Source organism: Stutzerimonas nitrititolerans, from assembly GCF_003696285.1.
Taxonomy (GTDB): domain Bacteria; phylum Pseudomonadota; class Gammaproteobacteria; order Pseudomonadales; family Pseudomonadaceae; genus Stutzerimonas; species Stutzerimonas nitrititolerans.
On sequence record NZ_RFFL01000001.1, the window covers coordinates 105073 to 124763 of the forward strand.

Sequence of the window (19691 nt, forward strand, 5' to 3'; positions counted from 1 at the left end):
TCATGCCGCGCTATCAGTCGGGGCGGGTCGACACCTGACAGTGACTTTCGTATTCTGCTGTGCGAAACAAGATTCCGTGAATAATAAATTTCAATGCAACGGAGGTCTGAATGTCGGAGCTCGTACGACTGCAACGGCGCGACGAAATCGCGCTGATCATTGCTGACAACCCGCCGGTCAATGCGCTGGGCCAGGCGCTGCGCCAGGGCCTGCTGCAAGCCTTTCAGGCGGCCGAAGCGGACTCGCGGGTGCGTGCCGTGGTGCTGGTCTGCGAGGGCAGCACCTTCTTTGCCGGGGCCGACATCAAGGAATTCGGCAAGCCGCCCGTGGCGCCGAGCCTGCCGGAAGTGATCGATGTCATCGAGGGCTGCAGCAAGCCCAGCGTTGCCGTCATCCACGGCACGGCCCTGGGTGGCGGGCTGGAAGTGGCGCTGGGCTGCCATTACCGCATCGCCCGCGCTGATGCCAGGGTCGGGCTGCCGGAAGTGAAGCTCGGCCTGTTGCCCGGCGCCGGCGGCACCCAGCGGCTGCCGCGGCTGGCCGGCGTGGCCAAGGCGCTGGAGATGATCCTCGGCGGCGCGCCTGTCGAGGCAGGCGAAGCCTGCGAGTACCACATCGTCGACGAACTGTTCGAGGGCGACCTGACGGATGCCGGCCTCGCCTATGCGCGGCGTCTGTTGCAGGAAGGCCGCGGCGTACGCCGTAGTGGCGAGCAGACGCGTGGCCTGGAAGGCACCGACAACGCCGCGCTGATCGCCGCCAGGCATGCCGAGGTGGTCAAGCGCAGCCCCGGGCTGTTTTCGCCGCTGCGCTGCATCGCCGCCGTGGAAGCCGCGACACGCCTGCCACTGGCCGAGGGGCTCGAGCGCGAGCGCGAACTCTTCCTCGAATGCTTGAATTCGCCGCAGCGCGCGGCGCTGGTGCACACCTTCTTCGCCGAGCGTCAGGCCGCCAAGATCGCCGACCTGCCCGTCGATACACGCCCGCGCGAGATTCGAACGGCGGCGGTGATCGGCGGCGGCGCCATGGGCGTCGGCATCGCCCTGTGCTTCGCCAATGCCGGCGTGCCGGTGAAACTGCTGGAAGTCGGCGACGAGGCGCTGCAACGCGCCTTGCAGCGTGCCCGTGACACCTATGCGACGAGCGTCAAACGCGGCAGCCTGAGCGAAGCGGCCATGGTCCAGCGGCTGGCGCTGATCGAAGGCATCACCGACTACGCGGCGCTGGCCGATGTCGACCTGGTGGTCGAAGCGGTATTCGAAGACATGGCCGTCAAGCAACAGGTCTTCGAGCGTCTGGATGCGGTGTGCAAACCTGGCGCGATTCTCGCATCCAATACTTCGTCGCTGGATCTGAACGCCATCGCCGCCTTCACCCGGCACCCTGAGGATGTGGTTGGTCTGCATTTCTTCAGCCCCGCCAACGTCATGCGTCTGCTGGAAGTGGTGCGCGGCGCACGGACCAGCCACGAAGTGCTGGCCAGCGCCATGGCCATCGGCCGGAAGCTGAAGAAGGTCGCGGTGGTGGTGGGTGTCTGCGATGGCTTCGTCGGCAACCGGATGCTGTTCCAGTACGGCCGCGAGGCGGAGTTCCTGCTCGAGGAAGGCGCCACGCCGCAGCAGGTCGATGCTGCGCTGCGCAATTTCGGCATGGCCATGGGGCCCTTCGCCGTGCGCGATCTGGCCGGCCTCGACATCGGCCAGGCGATTCGCAAGCGCCAGCGCGCGATCTTGCCGGCGCACCTGGAATTTCCCACCGTGGCCGACCGCCTCTGCGCCGCCGGCATGCTCGGGCAGAAGACCGGTGTCGGATACTACCGCTACGAGCCGGGCAACCGCACGCCGCTGGAAAACCCCGAGCTGGCGCCGATGCTTGCCGCCGCCTCGCGCGAGAAGGGCATCGAGCGTCGCGAGCTGGAAGAGCGGTACATCGTCGAACGCACCATCTACTCGCTGGTCAACGAGGGCGCAAAGATCCTCGAAGAGGGCATCGCCCAACGCTCCAGCGATATCGACCTCATCTACCTGAACGGCTATGGCTTCCCCGCTTGGCGCGGTGGGCCGATGTTCTATGCCGACAGCGTCGGCCTGGACAAGGTACTGGCGACGATTCGCGAGCTGCACGCACGCTGCGGCGAGTGGTGGAAGCCGGCACCGTTGCTGGAAAAACTGGCCGCTGAAGGTCGGACATTTTCGGGCTGGCAGCCCGACCGAGCAGGCTGATTTCTTGGAGGATCACCATGAACGTCAATTACACAGCTGAAGAGCTCGCCTTCCGCGATGAAGTGCGCGCCTTCCTGAAAAGCGAACTGCCGGCGGACATCGCCGCCAAGACCCGGCTCGGCAAGCACCTGAGCAAGGAAGACCACCAGCGCTGGCAGCAGATCCTGGTCAGGCGCGGCTGGTACGCGCCGGGCTGGCCGGTGGAGCTGGGCGGTACCACCTGGGGCCCGGTGGAGAAACACATCTTCGATGAGGAATGCGCCGCCTTCGGCGCGCCGCGCACCGTGCCGTTCGGCGTCAACATGGTCGCGCCGGTGATCCTCAAGTTCGGTACCCAGCAGCAAATCGATCACTACCTGCCGCGCATCCTCTCCGGCGAGGACTGGTGGTGCCAGGGTTATTCCGAACCCGGCGCCGGCTCCGACCTGGCCAGCCTGAAGACCCGCGCCGTGCGCGACGGCGATCACTACATCGTCAACGGCCAGAAGACCTGGACCACCCTCGGCCAGCACGCCGACATGATCTTCTGCCTGGTGCGCACCGACCCTGAGGCCCAGCAGCAGCGCGGCATCAGCTTCCTGCTGATCGACATGCGCACGCCGGGCATCAGCGTGCGGCCGATCATCACCCTGGACGGCGACCACGAGGTCAACGAGGTGTTCTTCGACAACGTGCGCGTGCCGGTGGAGAACCTCGTCGGCGAGGAGAACCAGGGCTGGACCTGCGCCAAGTACCTGCTGACCCACGAGCGCACGGGCCTGGCCGGTATCGGCGCCTCGAAGGCGGCGCTGGCGCACTTGAAGCGCATCGCGATGAAGGAGGTCTGCGACGGTCGGCCGATGCTGGAAGACCCGCTGTTCCGCGCCCAGGTCGCCGAGGTGGAGATGCAACTGATGGCCATCGAGATGAGCACCCTGCGCATCCTCGCCGCGGCCAGGGAGGGCGGTGTGCCCGGTGCCGAATCTTCGATCCTGAAGATCAAGGGCACCGAGATCCGCCAGGCCATCACCCACCTGCTGCGCAAGGTCATCGGCCCCTATGCGCTACCGTTCCTCGAAGAAGAGCTGCAGCTGGACTACGACGGCGAGCCGTTGCACGCCGACTACAGTGCAGCGCTGGCCGGCGACTACTTCAACATGCGCAAGCTGTCGATCTTCGGCGGCTCCAACGAAATCCAGAAGAACATCGTCTCGAAGATGATTCTCGAGCTGTAAGGAGGCACCGCCATGGACTTCAAACTGAGTGAAGAGCAGCAGATGCTGCAGGACACTGCGGCGCGCCTGGTGCGCGACGCCTACCCGTTCGAGCAGCGCGAGAAATTCAGCGAGTCCGAACTGGGCTTTTCCGCCGAGTTCTGGGCGCAGCTGGGTGAGCTGGGGCTGACCGCCGTGCCGTTCGCCGAGGATTTCGGCGGCTTCGGTGGCAGCGGCGTGGAAACCATGCTGGTGATGACCGAGCTGGGCCGCGGCCTGACGCTGGAGCCCTACCTGCAATCGGTGATCTTCGCCGGCGGGCTGATCGACCAGCTCGGCAGCGAGGCGCAGAAGGCGGAGCTGCTGCCACAGGTCGCGGCCGGCTCGCTGCAACTGGCCGTCGCCCTCGACGAGCCGCAGAGCCACTACAACCTTCATGATGTGCAGACCCGTGCCGAGGCGGTCGACGGTGGTTATCGGCTGAGTGGGCGCAAGGCGGTGGTGATCGGTGGGCACAGCGCCGGCGGGATCATCGTTTCGGCGCGTACCTCAGGTGGTAGTCGCGACGAGACCGGTATCAGCCTGTACCTCGTCGATCCGAATGCCGAAGGGGTCAGCCGCCGGGTGTACCCGACCATCGACGGGCGCAAGGGTTGCGAGCTGTTCCTCGACAACGTGCAGGTCGGTGCCGATGCGCTACTCGGCGAAGCCGGCAACGCTTTGCCGGCGCTGCGCTACCAGCAGGGCCGCGCCATCTCCGCGCAATGCGCCGACGCGCTGGGCAGCATGCAGGAGGCCTGCAAGCTGACCCTCGACTACCTGAAGACGCGCAGGCAGTTCGGCGTGCCGATCGGCAAGTTCCAGGTCTTGCAGCACCGCATGGTCGACATGCAGACCGAGCTGGAGCAGGCCACCAGCATGGCGATCCTCGCCGCCACCGTCGCCGATGCCGAGGACAGCGACGACCGTAGCCGCACCCTGGCCGCGGCCAAGTACATCTGCACCCGCGCCGCGCGCAAGATCGCCGAGGAAGCCATCCAGCTGCACGGCGGTATCGGCATGACCTGGGAGTACAACCTCGCCCACCACGCCAAACGCCTGGTGATGATCGCCCACCAGTTCGGCGACGACGACCATCATCTGCAGGCCTATGCGCGGTTGATGCAGGTGGCTTGAAGCCCTACCGGCGCAGGGTGGGAAAACTCGCGCCGCGATTTTCCATGCATGGCCTCGGCTTTGCAGTTCAACGGTGGAAAAGCCTTTCGGCGTTTTCCACCCTACGATTGCAGCTCGGGCAGTACCAGCGGCTCCCAGAGGTTGGCCTGGAAGTGCTTGCGGAAGAAGCCGAAGTGGCCGATGCGCTCCACGCCGACTTCGCTCGGAGTCATGCGCCGCATGGTCTTCGGTGCAGAGGTGTAGAAGCCGTGCAGCGCCTCGGTGCTGCGGGCGGACATCATCTCGTCGTCGGTGAAGGAGAGCGACACCAGCGGGGTTTTCACGGCGTCGAAGGCGCGTTGTATCGGCTCGCCCTCGACGCCTAGCAGGTAGTCCGGATGCAGACACCAGCGCCGCCACTGGCGAATCACCCCGGCCGGCAGGTCGCCCACCGCGCCGATGCGTTCGCCGGGAAAATAACCGGCCACGGCGGTGAGCACGGGGGCCAGGCCATGCCAGAGCAGCCAGGCCTGCTTGCGGATCTGCGGGCTGTTCTCGCGCCAGTAGCCGCTGCCGGCGGCAATGGTGACGATGCGCGCCAGACGCTCGTGGCCCTGCACCAGTGGCAACACCTGCGCGCCCAGGCTGTGGCCGATCCAGTACAGGGGCGCGCCGTTGGCGGCGTCGGCGAGGCGGTCGAGCATGACGCTGCAGTCGTGGCGGGCCCAGTCGAGGATGTCGACTTTCAGCGCACGCAGGGAGGTGCGTCGTGACTGACCGATACCGACGTAATCGAAAGTCACCGCCAGGTAGCCCCGGGTGGCCAGCCAGTTGGCAAAATCAGCATAGAAGCGCTGCTTGACGCCGATCGCTGGCGCGATCAGCACCGCACCGCGCAACTCGCCCGCAGGGCGATACCAGTGGCTGGCCAGCAGATGGCCGTTGCCATTGTCGATGGTCAGGGCTTCGGGTTCGGGGATCCGCATTTTTGTTCTCCGCGCTTCATGGATCGCTTGTGACGATGCAGTATACGAGCACGAGAAATTAATTCTAGAAAATTATTCTAGTAACCGGAGCGCGAATGGCCCGCAGCACCCGTAAGCAGGAAATACTCCAGGCAGCGCTGGCCTGTTTCACCGAGCTTGGCGTGGAAGGCACCACCATCGAGATGATCCGTGATCGCTCGGGCGCCAGCATCGGCAGCCTCTATCACCATTTCGGCAACCGCGAGGGCATCATCGCCGCGCTCTATCTGGAGGGCATCGGCGAATACGCCGCGCTGCTGGAAGCCGGTCTGGTGTGCACGCTGGAGGCCGAGGCCTGCGTGAAGCTGTTCGTCACCTGCTACGTCGACTGGGTAGTGGCCAATCCGGACTGGGCGCGTTTCGTCCTGCACAACCGGGGGCGGGTGGAGGCGGGCGAATGCGGTGATCGCCTGCGCGAAGCTAATCGCGCCCATGGCCAGCGCATTGGCGCGGTGCTCAAGCGCCACCGCGAGGCGGGCGCGTTCCGGCGCATGCCGGGGGACTGTTTCGTCTCGGTGGTGATCGGCCCGGTCCACGACATGGCGCGCAACTGGCTGGCCGGGCGCAGCGGCACGCCCCTGGCCGAGTGCCGCGAATTGCTGGCGGAGATTGCCTGGGACAGTGTCCGCGCCGGCTGACAGCTCTTTGACAACCGCCTGCGTTGCCGGTGTTGAAAGCAGACAGCCCGTAGACTCCACTTTTTCGCTGGTTTTGCGCAGAACGCTGCCTCGCCGACCTGCCAGGGGGCCGTAGGGCTGAACTTGTTCGGCCTGTAGAGGTGTCCTGGACCGAACAAGTTCGGCCCTACGAGTAGCCTCAGGCGCCGAGGCTCTCGATATCCCGCGCGAGCATGTCCAGTTGCTGGGCCAGCGAATTCTTCAGGGTGTCTTCGCTGAGCTGGAAGGAAGGCGCGCCGCAGGTCAGCACCATGATGCTGCCGTCGGCCAGGTGCAGCGGCACGCCGGCGGCCATCACGTTGCGGTCCCAGTCGCCCAGGGACAAGCAGAAGCCGCGCTGCTCGAACTCCTCGAAGGAGGCTTCCAGCGATGCCTGGATCGCCGGCCAGTCGTCGCCATACTTGGCGGCCAGCGCCGCCAGCAGGTGCTCGCGTTCCTGTGCCGGTGTGGCGGCGAGGAAGGCGCGGCCGGCGGCGGTGGTGGCCAGCGGCAGGCGCACGCCGGCATCCATGCGCAGGGTGGTGACTTCCGCCGGGCGGCAGTTCTCCACATAGATCATCGACAGCCGGTCGCGGCAGGTCAGCCCCACGGTGGTGTTGGTGCGCCGGGCGAACTCGTCCATGTAGGGCTTGGCCAGCTGGCGCACGCGCAGGTTGGAGACGTAGGCATAGCCGAGCGCCAGCACGCCGGAGTCCAGCTGGTACTTCTCGTGCTGCTGCGAGTAGCTGAGGTAGCCCAGCTTGGTCAATGTGTAGGTCATGCGCGATATCGTCGGCTTGGGCAGCCCGGTGATGCGCGCGATGTCCTGGTTGCCCAGCACCACCGAACCGTGGGTGAAGGCACGCAACACGTCCAGCCCGCGGGAAAGGGCCTCGACGAACTTGCGGTCCTTGGGGTTCTCGTTGTCTTCGATGTCGCTCATGCTGGGACGGTCGTTCCGGTAGTGGGCAGCGGGCGAACGATAGCAGATCGCCCGGCCGGTTATCGGGGGTATGTCATGCCGTCGGTGCTGCCATGCACCAGCGGCGCAGGCGACGAACGGCGGCGGCCTCCGGGCGCTTGCAGACTGCTGCGCAAGGGGCTTTCGAGGCGAGCGCTGATGAGCGGAAAAATCAATCCGCGCTTGTTGCTAGGGGGCCTTTCTGATATAAAGCAGCGCTCTTTTCTAGGGGCCCGGTTTCTTCGCTCGCTGCGTGGCCGGTAAGACCCCAACGAATCGTGGCGCTGAGCGCCGAACTGACAAGTGAATTCAAGCGGCCAACCCATGCCGGGTTGGGCATGTGGTTTAGAGGGCTGAGGCATGTCGAGAGTCTGTCAAGTTACCGGTAAGGGTCCGGTAACCGGGAACAACGTTTCCCACGCAATGAACAAAACCCGTCGTCGTTTCCTGCCGAACCTGCAGCATCATCGCTTCTGGGTCGAGTCGGAGAACCGCTTCGTCCGTCTGCGCCTGAGCGCCAAAGGCATGCGCATCATCGACAAGCGCGGCATCGATGCCGTTCTGGCTGAACTCCGCGCTCGCGGCGAAAAGGTTTAAGGAGAACTATCATGCGTGACCTGATCCGTTTGGTGTCCAGCGCCGGTACCGGCCACTTCTACACCACCGACAAGAACAAGCGCACCACGCCCGACAAGATCGAGATCAAGAAGTACGATCCGGTCGTGCGCAAGCACGTGATCTACAAGGAAGCCAAGATCAAGTAATTGATCGGCCCTTGATGGAAAAACCCGCCAATCGGCGGGTTTTTTCGTTTCTGGCGTTTCATTGTTGTTGTTGGGAGGGTTTCGCCCCGAGGGCGGGGCTCCCACGCAAAACGGTTTCGCTTCGGTGGCTGTCAGGCAGCCTTGCGAATCGCATCGGCCAGGCGTTCGACCATGGCGTCGATATGTGCGCGTTCCACGATCAGCGCCGGTGACAGCGCGATGGTGTCGCCACTGGCGCGGGCCAGCAGGCCATCCTCGAAACATTGGCGGAACACCTCGTAGCCGCGTCTGCCGACACTCTCGGCATGCGGCGCGAACTGGATGCCGGCGACCAGGCCCACGGTCCGGATGTCGGTCACGTTCGGCAGGCCCTGCAGGCTGAACAGCGCGTCCTGCCAGTAATCCTCCAGTTCGATGGCCTTCTGGAACAGGTTTTCCCGCTGATAGATTTCCTGGGTGGCCAGGGCGGCGGCGCAGGCCACCGGATGGCCCGAGTAGGTGTAGCCATGGAAGAACTCGATGGTGCTCTCGGGGCCGTGCATGAAGGCTTCATGGATCTGCTCGGAGACGAACACCGCGCCCATCGGCACCGCGCCGTTGGTCAGGCCCTTGGCACAGGTGAGGATGTCCGGGGTCACGCCCCAGCGCTGGGCGGCGAAGGCCTCGCCGACGCGCCCGAAGCCGGTGATCACCTCGTCGAAGATCAGCAGGATGCCGTGCTTCTTCGTGATCTCGCGCAGGCGCTGGAGGTAGCCCTGCGGCGGCAGGATCACACCGGCCGAGCCGGACATGGGCTCGACGATCACCGCCGCGATGTTTTCCGCCCCGTGCAGGGTCACCAGCCGCTCCAGCTCGTCGGCCAGCTCCACACCATGTTCCGGTAGCCCGCGTGTGAAGGCGTTGCGCTTCAGGTCCAGGGTATGTGGCAGGTGGTCGATGCCGGGTAGCAGCGAGCTGCCGAAGGCCTTGCGGTTGTTGCCCATGCCGCCGACCGAGATACCGCCGAAACCGACACCGTGATAGGCCAGCTCGCGCCCGATCAGGCGGGTGCGGCTACCCTGGCCGATGGCGCGCTGGTAAGCCAGGGCGACTTTCAGTGCGGTGTCGGCCGATTCGGAGCCGGAGTTGGTGAAGAACACTCGATTCAGGCCTTCCGGGCTGATCCGCGCCAAACGTTCGGCCAGCTCGAAGGGAAGCGGGTGGCCCATCTGGAAGGTGGGTGCGAAATCCATCCGGGCGATCTGCCGGCTCACCGCCTCGGTGATTTCCCGGCGGCCATGGCCGGCGTTGCAGCACCAGAGCCCGGCGGTGCCGTCGAGGACCTGGCGTCCGGCGGTGTCGGTGTAGTACATCCCCTCGGCGCCTTCCAGCAGGCGCGGGCTTGCCTTGAACTGGCGGTTGGCGGTGAAGGGCATCCAGAAATGTTCAGCGCGCGGATCGTTGGCCATGGTAGCTCCGGTCATGCAGCGTTCGAGGGCTATGCTGATGCGTACAACTGCCGTCCGCCCAGCGGAAGGCCGAGTCTATGTTTAATAAAACGCACAAAACAAGGCTGAGCGCCTGGTTTCGTAAAATATATTGATAGGCCTGGCGCCGCTGGTTTAGGGTGCCTGTCTGATCCATGGACCATTGACCGAGGAAGCACCATGACCGCCCTGACTTTCGCCGACTGGCAACAGCGCGCCCGCGACCTGCACATCGAAGGCCGGGCCTTCATCCAGGGTGAATACAGCGCATCCGCCGCCGGTGCCGACTTCGATTGCATCAGCCCGGTCGACGGCCGGGTGCTGGCCCAGGTGGCCAGCTGCGACGAGGCCGATGCCGACCGTGCGGTGCTCAGTGCGCGCATGGCCTTCGAGTCGGGCGCCTGGTCGCGGCTGGCACCGGCCAAACGCAAGGCGGTGATGATCCGTTTTGCCGATCTGCTCGAAGCCAATGCCCAGGAGCTGGCGCTGCTGGAAACACTCGACATGGGCAAGCCGATCAGCGATGCCCTGGCGGTGGATGTGCCGGGCGCTGCGCGGGCGCTGCGCTGGTCCGGTGAGGCGATCGACAAGATCTACGACGAGGTGGCCGCCACGCCTCACGATCAGCTGGGCCTGGTCACGCGCGAGCCGGTCGGCGTGGTGGCGGCCATCGTGCCGTGGAACTTCCCGCTGATGATGGCCTGCTGGAAACTCGGCCCGGCGCTGGCTACCGGTAACTCGGTGGTACTCAAGCCCTCGGAGAAGTCGCCGCTGAGCGCCATTCGCATGGCGCAGCTGGCCATCGAAGCCGGCATTCCGCCGGGCGTGCTCAACGTGTTGCCGGGCTACGGGCACACCGTGGGCAAGGCGCTGGCGCTGCACATGGATGTCGACACCCTGGTATTCACCGGCTCCACGCGGGTCGCCAAGCAGCTGATGATCTATGCCGGCGAGTCGAACATGAAGCGGGTCTGGCTGGAGGCGGGCGGCAAGAGCCCGAACATCGTTTTCGCCGATGCGCCGGATCTGAAGGCCGCGGCGGAGGCGGCCGCCAGCGCCATCGCCTTCAACCAGGGCGAAGTCTGCACCGCCGGTTCGCGGCTGCTGGTGGAAGGTTCGATCAAGGCGCGCTTCCTGCCCATGGTGGTCGAGGCGCTCAAGGGCTGGAAGCCGGGCAACCCGCTGGACCCGGCGACCAACGTCGGCGCGCTGGTCGACACCCAGCAGCTCGATACCGTGCTCGGCTACATCGAGGCGGGCCGCAACGACGGCGCCCAGGTGCTCATCGGCGGCCAGCGGACCCTGGAGGAGAGCGGCGGGTTGTATGTGGAGCCGACCATCTTCGATGGCGTGAGCAACGCGATGAAGATCGCCCAGGAGGAAATCTTCGGCCCGGTGCTGTCGGTCATCACCTTCGATACGCCGCAGGAAGCCGTCACCATCGCCAACGACACCCCCTATGGCCTGGCCGCCGCGGTCTGGACCGCCGACCTGTCCAAGGCACACCTGACGGCCAGGGCGTTGCGGGCGGGCAGCGTCTGGGTCAACCAGTACGACGGCGGCGACATGACCGCGCCTTTCGGTGGCTTCAAGCAGTCGGGCAATGGCCGCGACAAGTCGCTGCATGCCTTCGACAAGTACACGGAGCTGAAGGCGACCTGGATAAAGCTGTGAAGCAGCAGGCGGGGGTCAGCCGCTCGGTGGTGGCGCTTCCCCCTCTCCCCGACCCTCTCCCGCGAGGGGAGAGGGAGCGCCTGCCCCGTTACTGTGCTACTCGCACCTGATTACGGCCGTTGTGCTTGGCGGCGTACAGCGCCTGGTCGGCGCGCTCCAGCAGCACGCCTGGTTTGGCGTGGCCGTCGGTTTCGCTGATGCCGGCGCTGAGCGATACGTTGAAGGTGTGGACTCCGGCGCGGAAGCTGATGGCCGAGAAGCGTGAGCGGATTTCCTCGATGATGCGTCTGGCCTGTTCGGCCGAGCACTCGGGCAGCACCACGACGAATTCCTCGCCGCCGTAACGGCCGAGGCTGTCGATGCGGCGCAGGCGCTGGCGCAGCAGGTTGGCCAGCGCGCGGATCACGTTGTCGCCGGCGGCGTGGCCATAGGTGTCGTTGACCCGCTTGAAGTGGTCGAGGTCGAGCATGACCACGCTGGTGGGTTTGCCGGAGCGCGCCGCACGTTCCACTTCCAGTGCCAGCTGTTCCTTGATATCGGCGTGCTTGAGCAGCCCGGTGAGGCTGTCGCGCGACAGTGCGGTGCTCAGCGAACGTGCACGCTGGGCGTGGGAGTACACCGAAGCGATCAGGGCGTTATCGCTGATCGGCTTGGTGATGAAATCGTCGCCGGCCTTGAGCAGGGCCTCCATCTGCCGGTTGATGTCCGTTTCGGCCGAGAGGTAGATGATGGGCACCCGCAGCCACTCGTCGTTCAGGCGGATCATCTGCGCAAGTTCCGGGCCAGAGCAGTGCGGCATGTTGACGTCCAGCAGCAGGACTTCCGGATTGAAGGTGCGCATGGTTTCCAGCAGCAGGCTGGGGTCCTGCAGTGTCTGCACCAGCATCTGCGAGTTGCGCAGCACTAGGCTGTAGCGTGCCGCCAGGTCGGCATCGTCGTCGACGATCATGACGCGGAACGGCGCACCCAGATGGCGGTTGAGGCAGCGTTCCAGGCTGCTTTCCAGCTGGGTGATGTCCAGCGGACGGAGGAAGTAACCCTGGGCGCCGGCACGCACGGCCGTGAGCAGGCTGTCGAAGTCGGCTCGATCGCTGATCACCAGTAGCGGCAGGTGAGCCGGCAGGCGTTGCTGGAGTTCGCTGACCGCCGCCAGCTCCCCGCCGTGCTGCAGGCCGATGACCAGCGCGTCGGGCAGATCGTCGGCCGCCGCCGCTTCCAGTTGCGCCAGCTCGGTGAACAGCCGTACGTCATAGCCGAAGTTGCCCAGCGTCTGGCCCATGTCGTGGCCGGCTTGCGCGTCGCTTTCCAGCAGGTAGATGAGGCAGTCCGGCCGATGCTGCTGCGTCTGGGGAACTGCCGTCGCCTGCTCCGGGGATTCGGCGAGCGCATCGCTGGCGAACCGCTGCAGCGCCCGGGCGAAGCCATGCAGGGACTGGGTACCGGGCTTGGCCGCTGCCAGCCAGCGGTCGGCGTGCAGTTCCAGCGATCGGGCCTGTTCGCCGAGCCGGGCGAAACCGAAAGTGCCGGCCGAGCCGGACAGGCGATGCAGTTGCTCGTGGATGTCGAGCATCAGTTGCCGAAGCCTTTCGCGGGGGAGGGGCTCCTGCAATTCGCCAGCGGTGCGGGCGAGCTCCGGCAGTTCCTGCCGCAGGCGTTCGACGAATCGCTCGTTCAGCGCCTGAAGCTGGTTCTGCAGCTCGGCGTTGCCCGTATCACTCATGTTCGGCTTCCCATATGGCGCGCAATTGGGCGGTCAGTTGCAAAGGGTCGAAGGGCTTCTGCAGGACTTCGCGAACCCCCATCTGCTGCAGTTCGGTCAGTCGCTCACGTTCGAGATGGCCGGTCAGCAGCACCACGGGGGTTTGCTGCAGGTCGACCAGACCGGCGAGCTGGCGCAGCAATTCGATGCCGTCCATCTGCGGCAGCATCACGTCGAGCAGGATCAGGTCCGGTGCGAACGCCCGTACTTCGGCAAGTGCCGCCTGGGCCGAGGCGCAGCTGAGTACCTCGAAGCCGCCGATCCTTTCCAGCGCGATGCGGGTCACGATCTGGATCGAGGGCACGTCCTCGATGTGCAGGATGCGCTTCAACGCCCTCATTTGCGTGCTTCGCCCGTCGCATGACTCTGGTCGTGGCTGGGCAGCTCGAACCAGAAGCAGGCGCCCTGGCCGGGTCGCGAGTCGAAACCTATCCTACCGTCCATATGCTCGATCAACTCCTTGCTGATGGCCAGACCCAGGCCCGTGCCGCCCTGCTGGCGGGTATCGGACGAATCGGCCTGGGCGAATTTCTGGAAGATGCGCTTGCGAAAGCCTTCGGCGATTCCGGGCCCCTTGTCTCGGACGCTGACACGCACACGACCGTCACGGGTCGACTCGGCCCATAGCTCGATCCACTCGCCGGTCGGGGAGAACTTGGCGGCGTTGGACAGCAGATTGCTCAGCACCTGCTGCAGGCGCCGCGCATCGACCCGCACCCGCAACGGGGGGCAGTCGCTCAGGTGGATGCCGCGGCAGTAGCGCTCGGCATAGGCCTGGTTGCTGCGCAGCGCCTGCTCGAGCAGCGGCTGCAGCGGCTGCACGGCCAGTGAGAATTGCATCTTGCCGGCGTAGAGCTTGTCGATGTCCAGCAGGTCGTCGATCAGTGCGCTCAGGCGGCCGCTGTTCTGATGGGCGATGTCGAGCAGCTCCTGCAGGTGGTCCGGGACCTCGCCCATGGTGCCGCTGCAGATCAGCGCCAGCGAGGCGGTGATGGAGGTGAGCGGCGTGCGCAGCTCGTGACTGACGGTGGAAACGAACTCGCGCTGCAGTTTCTCGATGCGCTTGCGCTCGGTGATGTCGTGCATCACCACCACCGCGCCGCTCTGCTGGCCATCGGAGGCGAACAGCGGGTCCGCATTGGCCGATACATGGCGAGCGACGCCGTCGAGCAGAATGGCCATTTCGGCGTTGCGTACATGCTCGCCCCGCAGGGCGCGCAGCAGCGGCGCCTCTTCCCAGGGCAGCGGCGTGCTGCCGTCGGCCTGGTAGAGGTGGTAATGATCCGGCCAGCGCTCGGGGGGCAGCACGCAGGCATCGAGGCCGTGCCAGAGGCGCGCGGTATTGTTGAACAGCGTCAGATTGCCCTGGGCATCGCAGGCGATCACCGCTTCGGACAGCGCCTCGAGCAGGCGGCGGTTCATCTCCTGTTGCCGGTCCAGTTCCAGCTGCTCGGCCTTGCGCTCGGTGATATCGGTGACCAGGCCATGCCAGAGCACCGAGCCGTCCGGCTGGCGCAGCGGTGTGGCGCGGGCCTCGACCCAGATCAGGCCCTTGCGCGGATGGTTGATGCGATGCTCGAAATGCCAGGGCGAAAGGCTGCTGGCCGCTTCCCGGATGCTTGCCAGCAAGGAGGCGCGGTCGTCGGGGTGCACCGCGCTGTAGATCGGCCCGATGCTGGTGGCGATCTGCGCCCCGTTCAGACCATAGATGGCCTCGACGCCTTCGCTGAGATAAGGGAAGCTGCTCTGCTGGTTCGGTCGCCAGCAGAACTGGAACAGCATGCCTGGTACCTGCGCGGCGATCTGCCGGAGCTGCAGCTGCAGATTTTCCTGATGCGCCAGGTCGTAGGCACTGACGATGTAGCCGCGCAGCAGTTCCAGCTCGTCATGAATCGCCGAGATGTTCAGCAGTACCGGCACCTCGCGGCCGTTACGATGCAGCAGGCGCCATTCGCGCATCGCCCGCTGACCATCCTGCAGCGGCGCGATCAACACCTCGAAGCCGGCTTCGATCTGCTTGCCCCGCTCTTTGGAGAGAATCGCGGCGCGGCGGGCCAGTGCTTCCTGGGGGAACAGCGTGGCGGTCAGCGAATGGCCCACCAGCATCCGCTCGGTGTAGCCGAGCAGTTGCTCGGCTGCCGTGTTGAGACTGCTGATCCGGCCATCGAGGCGGGTGATCAGCACCGCGCTGGCGGCGCTGTTGAGCAGGGCCTGCTGCAGTGCGACCTGCTCGGCATAGTGGTGCGCCTGCAGGCGCTCCTCGAACAGGCGCATCACCTGGCGGCCGAGCCGCTCGAGCGTATCGCGCTGCTCGGCGCTCAGCTGTCTAGGCAGGCGGTCGATCACGCACAGGGTGCCCAGGTTGTAACCATCGGCAGAAGTCAGCGGGGTACCCGCATAGAAACGGATGTCGGGCTCGCCAGTGACCAGCGGATTGTCGGCGAAACGCGGATCGCGGGTGGCGTCGGGTACCTCGAAAACGCCTTCGCCTTCGATGGTGTGGGTGCAGAAGGAAATCTGCCGCGGTGTTTCGCTGACGTCCAGGCCGAGCCGGCTCTTGAACCACTGGCGATGCTGGTCGACCAGCGAAATCAGCGCGATGGGGGTGCCGCAGAAGCGTGCCGCCAGCTGCGTGATGTCATCGAAGGCGGCTTCGTCGGGGGTGTCGAGGATTTCGTAGCGCAACAGCGCGGCCAGGCGCGACAGCTCGCGCGGGGCGGATGGGACGGGCGTTGGCGGCGGTAACTCCATCGTCTGATCGGTCTCGCTGTGCGCGCAAAAGGTGCGGGCGGTCGTTATCGGCGATTTGCTTCCCAGATATTGCGAATCTGGCTGGCCAGACGCATCGGGTCGAATGGCTTGATGATCACCTCGCGGGCTCCCAGGCCGCGCAGCAATTCGATTTCGCCGGGCTGAACCTTGGCCGTCATGAAAGCGACCGGGATGTCCTGCAGGTCGATTCGCTCGTGCAGTTTGGCCAGGGTCTCCGGGCCGCCCATGCCGGGCATCATCACATCTAGCAGGATGAACTGCGGAACGAACTGCTCCACGGCTTCCAGCGCCTCGGCGCCGGATGAGCAGGACAGCACGTCGTAGCCGCCGATCGCCTCCAGAGCGACCTTGGCGACGGCCTGAATGGACGGATCGTCTTCGACGTGCAGAATCCGCCTGAGCTCGGCCATGCTGTGGTCTCCATCGTCAAAAAGGCGTTATCGGTGGTTGGAATCGCGGACTGGCGCACATTGGACCTCATCTAGGGTCTGTTGCCGTTTCGCCGCGAGCCGCGTTGCTGTGTCAAATACCGCCAGGCAAGGCGCGGGACGCGGGCAATGGTGCTCCCTTGCCAAGTTCCGCAACGCGGCATGGCGATATTTGACGCGCAACCCTTCGGGCCGGGCCTGTTTTTGCGCGATGCGGCGTTATTCGTCGCTCATTTGGATGACCAAATTTCTCTCCTCATGCCTTGCCTCGCGCAAAAACAGGCTCCGGCGCGGCCGCGCACGAAATGGCAACAGACCCTAGTGTGCCAGTTCGTGGTGTCGATGAGCGGAAACGGCGACGAAAAACCATCGCTCACCGAGCGTCCGCCACGGGTAGCTCGAACCAGAAGCAGCAGCCCAGGCCAGGTTCGGTGTCGAAGCCCACGCGCCCATGCATGCGTTCGATCAGCTCTTTGCTGATGGCCAGGCCCAGGCCGGTGCCGCCCTTCTGGCGCGTGTCGGAAGAGTCGGCCTGGGAAAACTTCTCGAAGATTCGCTTCCTAAAGGCCTCGGGAATGCCGGGGCCGCGATCGGTGACGCTAACGCGTACCTGCTCGCCTCGGCGTTCCGCGGCCAGCGTGACGACTTCGCCTGCCGGCGAGAATTTCGCCGCATTGGAGAGCAGGTTGGCCAGTACCTGCTGCAACCGGTTTTCGTCCACGGCCACCGACAATGCCGGGAGCGCGCCCTGTTCGAAGCGTACCCCGTACTGTTCGGCATAGCCCTGGTTGCTGCGCAGCGCGTCTTCGAGCAGTGGTGCGAGTGGTTGCGTGCGTATGTCCATGGGCATCTTGCCGGCGATCAGCTTGTCCATGTCCAGCAGGTCGTCGATCAGGCGGCCCAGGCGCAGGCTGTTCTGGTGGGCGATGGTCAGCATCTGGCGCATGTTCGCCGGTACCTCGCCGACGGCACCGCCAGTGACCAGCCCCAGCGAGCCGGCGATGGAGGTCAGCGGAGTTCGCAGTTCATGACTGACGATGGAAACGAATTCGCGTTTCATCTGTTCGGCCCGCTTGCGTTCGGTGATGTCGCGAATCAGGCCGATGAAGCGGATTTCGCCATGGTGGCTGACCTGGGAGACCCGCAGTTCGATGGTGAAGTGCTCGCCATTGCGGCGCACGGCGGTCAGCTCGCGGTTCTGCTCCAGCGCGCGCGACTCGCGCCGAACGGCATAGTCGTGCAGATAGCTGTCGTGGGCGGAGCGGTGGGGCTCGGGCATCAGTATCGACAGGTTGCGCCCGATGATCTCCTCGCTGCGGTAGCCGAAGATGTGCTCGGCGGCATGGTTGAAGGTTTCGATGATGCCGCGCTGGTCGATGATGATGATGGCGTCGATCACGTTGGCGAACAGCAGGCGCAGATAGCACTCGCGTTCATGGGCCTGCTGCTCGGCCAGCACCCGCTGGGTCACGTCCCAGATGAAGCCGTCGGTCCAGGGCTGTTGCGGGTCCGACATGCGGTGCCCCTTCTCCCGTACCCAGACGATGCTGCCGTCGGCCTTGACCAGCCGGTAGGTGCCTTCGAACAGCGCCTTTCCTTCGCGAACCCGGTGGAAGGCGGCGCGGTCCTCAGGGTGAATCAGGCTGGCGTAGGGACGCGCGCGGGTACCGGTGAAGTCGCTGGCCGGGTAGCCGGTGAGCCGCTGGATGCCGTCGCTCAGATAACTCATGCCGCGCTGGCTGTCGTTGCGGTAGCGGTAGACCACGCCGGGCAGGTTGCTGACCATGTCGCGGAAGCGGCTTTCGCTTTCCTGCAGCGCATGGGTGGCCTGCATCAGTTCGCTGACATCGGTGATGAAGCCATGCCAGAGCGTCGAGCCGTCGGCCAGGCGTTCGGCATTGGCGCGTCCTTCGACCCAGAGCAACCCCTTGTGCGGATGAATGATGCGATAGCGAATGGCGCCTTCGCCCAGGTTGTTGCTCGAGCGCTCGATGGCCGCATCGAGCCTGGGCAGGTCATCGGGATGCACCGCAGCGAAGGCGATCCCGGCGTCATCGATCAGCTGTTCGGGGCTCAGCCCGTAGAGCTGCTGTACGCCCTCGCTGACGTAGAGGAACTGGTAGCGGCCGTCGCGAAAGCGCCTGAGCTGGTAAACCATCCCCGGCAGCAGCTGGGCGATTTTCTGCGCACGTTTGAGCAGGCGCTTGCGTTGCCGGACCTGGCGCTGATGGCTGAGACGATGCTGGCGCTGGATGACGATCCGGCGATAGAGCACGATCGTCAGCGTCAGCAGCAGCGCCTCGGCGACCAGCCAGGCCAGCGCCCACTTCAGCAGCAACCGGTGCTCGGCCTGGATATGCCCTTCGAGCAGGCTGCTGATGTCGCGCCAAACCAGTGCCGCTGCCAGCGGCGCCTGCGCCGGATCCTGTTCGGCGCGAATGTCGAGTAGCGGTATCTGGTTGAGCAGAAAGGTCCGGCCGTCGGCCTCCAGCAGCCGCAGCGCCATGCCTGCCTCGATACCCGGTAGTTCGCCGCGTTCAGCCCAGTGGAGAATCTGCGGGCCGGTATGGCTGTCCAGCAGCCAGTCGCCGAGTCGTGGCAGGTGTATGCCGGTGGGGCTCTGCTTGAGCATCGTTTCGAGCCTGGCACGATTGACGATCAGCGCGAGCCCGGCGGCCAGCTGTTCGGTGAGGAGCGACAGCTTGGGCAGCATGTCGAAGCCCACCTCGAGGGCGCCGATGATCGGACTGTTCGGGTCGTCGCTGGCGCGTAGCGGTTCGATGGCGCGGTTGCCGAGCCCATGCGTCCCGACATCGAGGCCCAGACCTGGCTGGCCATGATGCAGCGTGGCGTGCAGCAGCGGACGCAGGTCCGCCACGGCATCGCCATAGGCTTCCGGATCATGCATGCGTAGCAGGGCGATACCGGCGCCGCCCCAGTAAATCTGCAACTGGCGTCCGTGCTCCCGTTGCAGCACCTCCCAGGCGGGGCTCAGCACGATCGCCAGCTGCTCGCGCACCGCACTCAGTGCACTGTCGTCCAGCGAGGCTCCCGCACGCAGCGCGCGGTCGGCCGCGCGCATCAGTTCCAGCACCCGGGCATCGGTCGCCAGGGTGCTGGCGAGCAGCTTGGCACTGCGCTCCACGCCATATTGGGCCCGTTGCACCACCTGGGCCTGCAGGCGGCCCTGGCTCTCGATCTCCTGCTGCCAGACCCGGTCTCGCGCCTGATAGTCGTTGAGCGCGAGACCGACGAACAGAAGCGTCAGCAGCAGGCTGCCAAGGACGAAGCTCCAGCGGGGCAGGCGGGCGATTGTGCGGCTGTTCATGTCGGATGAGGACACCGGGTGAAAGCGTCGAGGAGGGCATCGATCATCTGCGGCTCGATGCGCTACAGATGAAACGAATATAGTGGCCATATGATAGCGCCGTTGGGGTGGCACCGCTTCCCGGGGAGGCGCGGCAGCACGGGCGCGATTGCAGCGGAGCCGGATGAAAAATGCAGCTGCCAGGCGACGACCGGTGGTGTTATCCACCCACTGGCTCTGGCGTTGTCCCCCTCGGAGTAGATAATGCCGGGGCCGCTACCGGCGGGACGTCCTTATCACCGCGAGGCA

15 protein-coding genes are annotated in these 19691 nt (G+C 65.4%); 7 read left to right on the forward strand and 8 right to left on the reverse strand.

Annotation, left to right across the window (positions count from 1 at the left end):
• Nucleotides 1-110 precede the first annotated feature (110 nt).
• From EA795_RS00460 to EA795_RS00470, 3 genes are read left to right on the forward strand one after another with little or no spacing between them, the layout of a single operon-like run.
• On the forward strand, nt 111-2222 hold the full coding sequence (locus EA795_RS00460; RefSeq protein WP_122074961.1) for a 3-hydroxyacyl-CoA dehydrogenase NAD-binding domain-containing protein: 2112 nt from the start codon (nt 111-113) through the stop codon (nt 2220-2222).
• Between the two features lie 17 nt (nt 2223-2239).
• A complete protein-coding gene (locus EA795_RS00465) occupies nt 2240-3436 on the forward strand; it encodes an acyl-CoA dehydrogenase family protein (RefSeq protein WP_115028472.1) in 1197 nt (398 codons plus the stop codon).
• 12 nt (nt 3437-3448) lie between these two features.
• Complete coding sequence (locus EA795_RS00470; RefSeq protein WP_122074963.1) at nt 3449-4591, forward strand: acyl-CoA dehydrogenase family protein; 1143 nt, start codon at nt 3449-3451, stop codon at nt 4589-4591.
• A gap of 101 nt (nt 4592-4692) precedes the next feature.
• On the opposite strand, the gene EA795_RS00475 is transcribed toward EA795_RS00470, so the two are convergent.
• The gene (locus tag EA795_RS00475) at nt 4693-5556 is read right to left on the reverse strand and encodes an alpha/beta hydrolase family protein (protein ID WP_014854581.1); all 864 of its coding nucleotides are present in this window, start codon (nt 5554-5556) and stop codon (nt 4693-4695) included.
• A gap of 95 nt (nt 5557-5651) precedes the next feature.
• Between EA795_RS00475 and EA795_RS00480 the strand changes: the two genes are divergently transcribed.
• A complete protein-coding gene (locus EA795_RS00480) occupies nt 5652-6233 on the forward strand; it encodes a TetR/AcrR family transcriptional regulator (RefSeq protein ID WP_058073778.1) in 582 nt (193 codons plus the stop codon).
• A 178-nt stretch (nt 6234-6411) separates the two neighbouring features.
• Here the strand turns inward: EA795_RS00480 and EA795_RS00485 are convergent, their stop codons facing one another.
• Nucleotides 6412-7194 carry an IclR family transcriptional regulator gene (locus EA795_RS00485; protein WP_014854579.1) on the reverse strand — a complete coding sequence of 261 codons (783 nt, stop codon included), beginning with the start codon at nt 7192-7194 and terminating at the stop codon, nt 6412-6414.
• Nucleotides 7195-7572: 378 nt separating this feature from the next.
• Between EA795_RS00485 and rpmB the strand changes: the two genes are divergently transcribed.
• Both rpmB and rpmG read left to right on the forward strand, forming a co-directional pair.
• A complete protein-coding gene (rpmB, locus tag EA795_RS00490) occupies nt 7573-7809 on the forward strand; it encodes a 50S ribosomal protein L28 (RefSeq protein WP_014854578.1) in 237 nt (78 codons plus the stop codon).
• Between the two features lie 11 nt (nt 7810-7820).
• A complete protein-coding gene (rpmG, locus tag EA795_RS00495) occupies nt 7821-7976 on the forward strand; it encodes a 50S ribosomal protein L33 (protein ID WP_014854577.1) in 156 nt (51 codons plus the stop codon).
• A 131-nt stretch (nt 7977-8107) separates the two neighbouring features.
• Here rpmG and aptA read toward each other — a convergent pair whose 3' ends face one another.
• A complete protein-coding gene (gene aptA, locus EA795_RS00500) occupies nt 8108-9424 on the reverse strand; it encodes an omega-aminotransferase AptA (protein WP_122074965.1) in 1317 nt (438 codons plus the stop codon).
• A gap of 198 nt (nt 9425-9622) precedes the next feature.
• Between aptA and EA795_RS00505 the strand changes: the two genes are divergently transcribed.
• Entirely contained in the window at nt 9623-11116 is a 1494-nt protein-coding gene (locus tag EA795_RS00505) for an aldehyde dehydrogenase (RefSeq protein ID WP_014854575.1), read from the forward strand.
• 88 nt (nt 11117-11204) lie between these two features.
• Here the strand turns inward: EA795_RS00505 and EA795_RS00510 are convergent, their stop codons facing one another.
• From EA795_RS00510 to EA795_RS00535, 5 genes are all read right to left on the reverse strand, one after another.
• A complete protein-coding gene (locus tag EA795_RS00510; protein ID WP_122074967.1) occupies nt 11205-12836 on the reverse strand; it encodes a diguanylate cyclase in 1632 nt (543 codons plus the stop codon).
• Nucleotides 12829-13215, reverse strand: a complete 387-nt coding sequence (locus tag EA795_RS00515; RefSeq protein ID WP_043942685.1) for a response regulator — start codon at nt 13213-13215, stop codon at nt 12829-12831. The genes EA795_RS00510 and EA795_RS00515 overlap by 8 nt, the downstream gene beginning before the upstream one ends.
• Nucleotides 13212-15626, reverse strand: coding sequence for an ATP-binding protein (locus EA795_RS00520; protein ID WP_122074969.1), 2415 nt, complete (start codon nt 15624-15626; stop codon nt 13212-13214). The genes EA795_RS00515 and EA795_RS00520 overlap by 4 nt, the downstream gene beginning before the upstream one ends.
• A gap of 44 nt (nt 15627-15670) precedes the next feature.
• Complete coding sequence (locus EA795_RS00525) at nt 15671-16057, reverse strand: response regulator (protein WP_014854571.1); 387 nt, start codon at nt 16055-16057, stop codon at nt 15671-15673.
• Between the two features lie 391 nt (nt 16058-16448).
• Nucleotides 16449-19403, reverse strand: coding sequence for a PAS domain S-box protein (locus EA795_RS00535; protein ID WP_122074973.1), 2955 nt, complete (start codon nt 19401-19403; stop codon nt 16449-16451).
• Between the last annotated feature and the right edge of the window lie 288 nt (nt 19404-19691).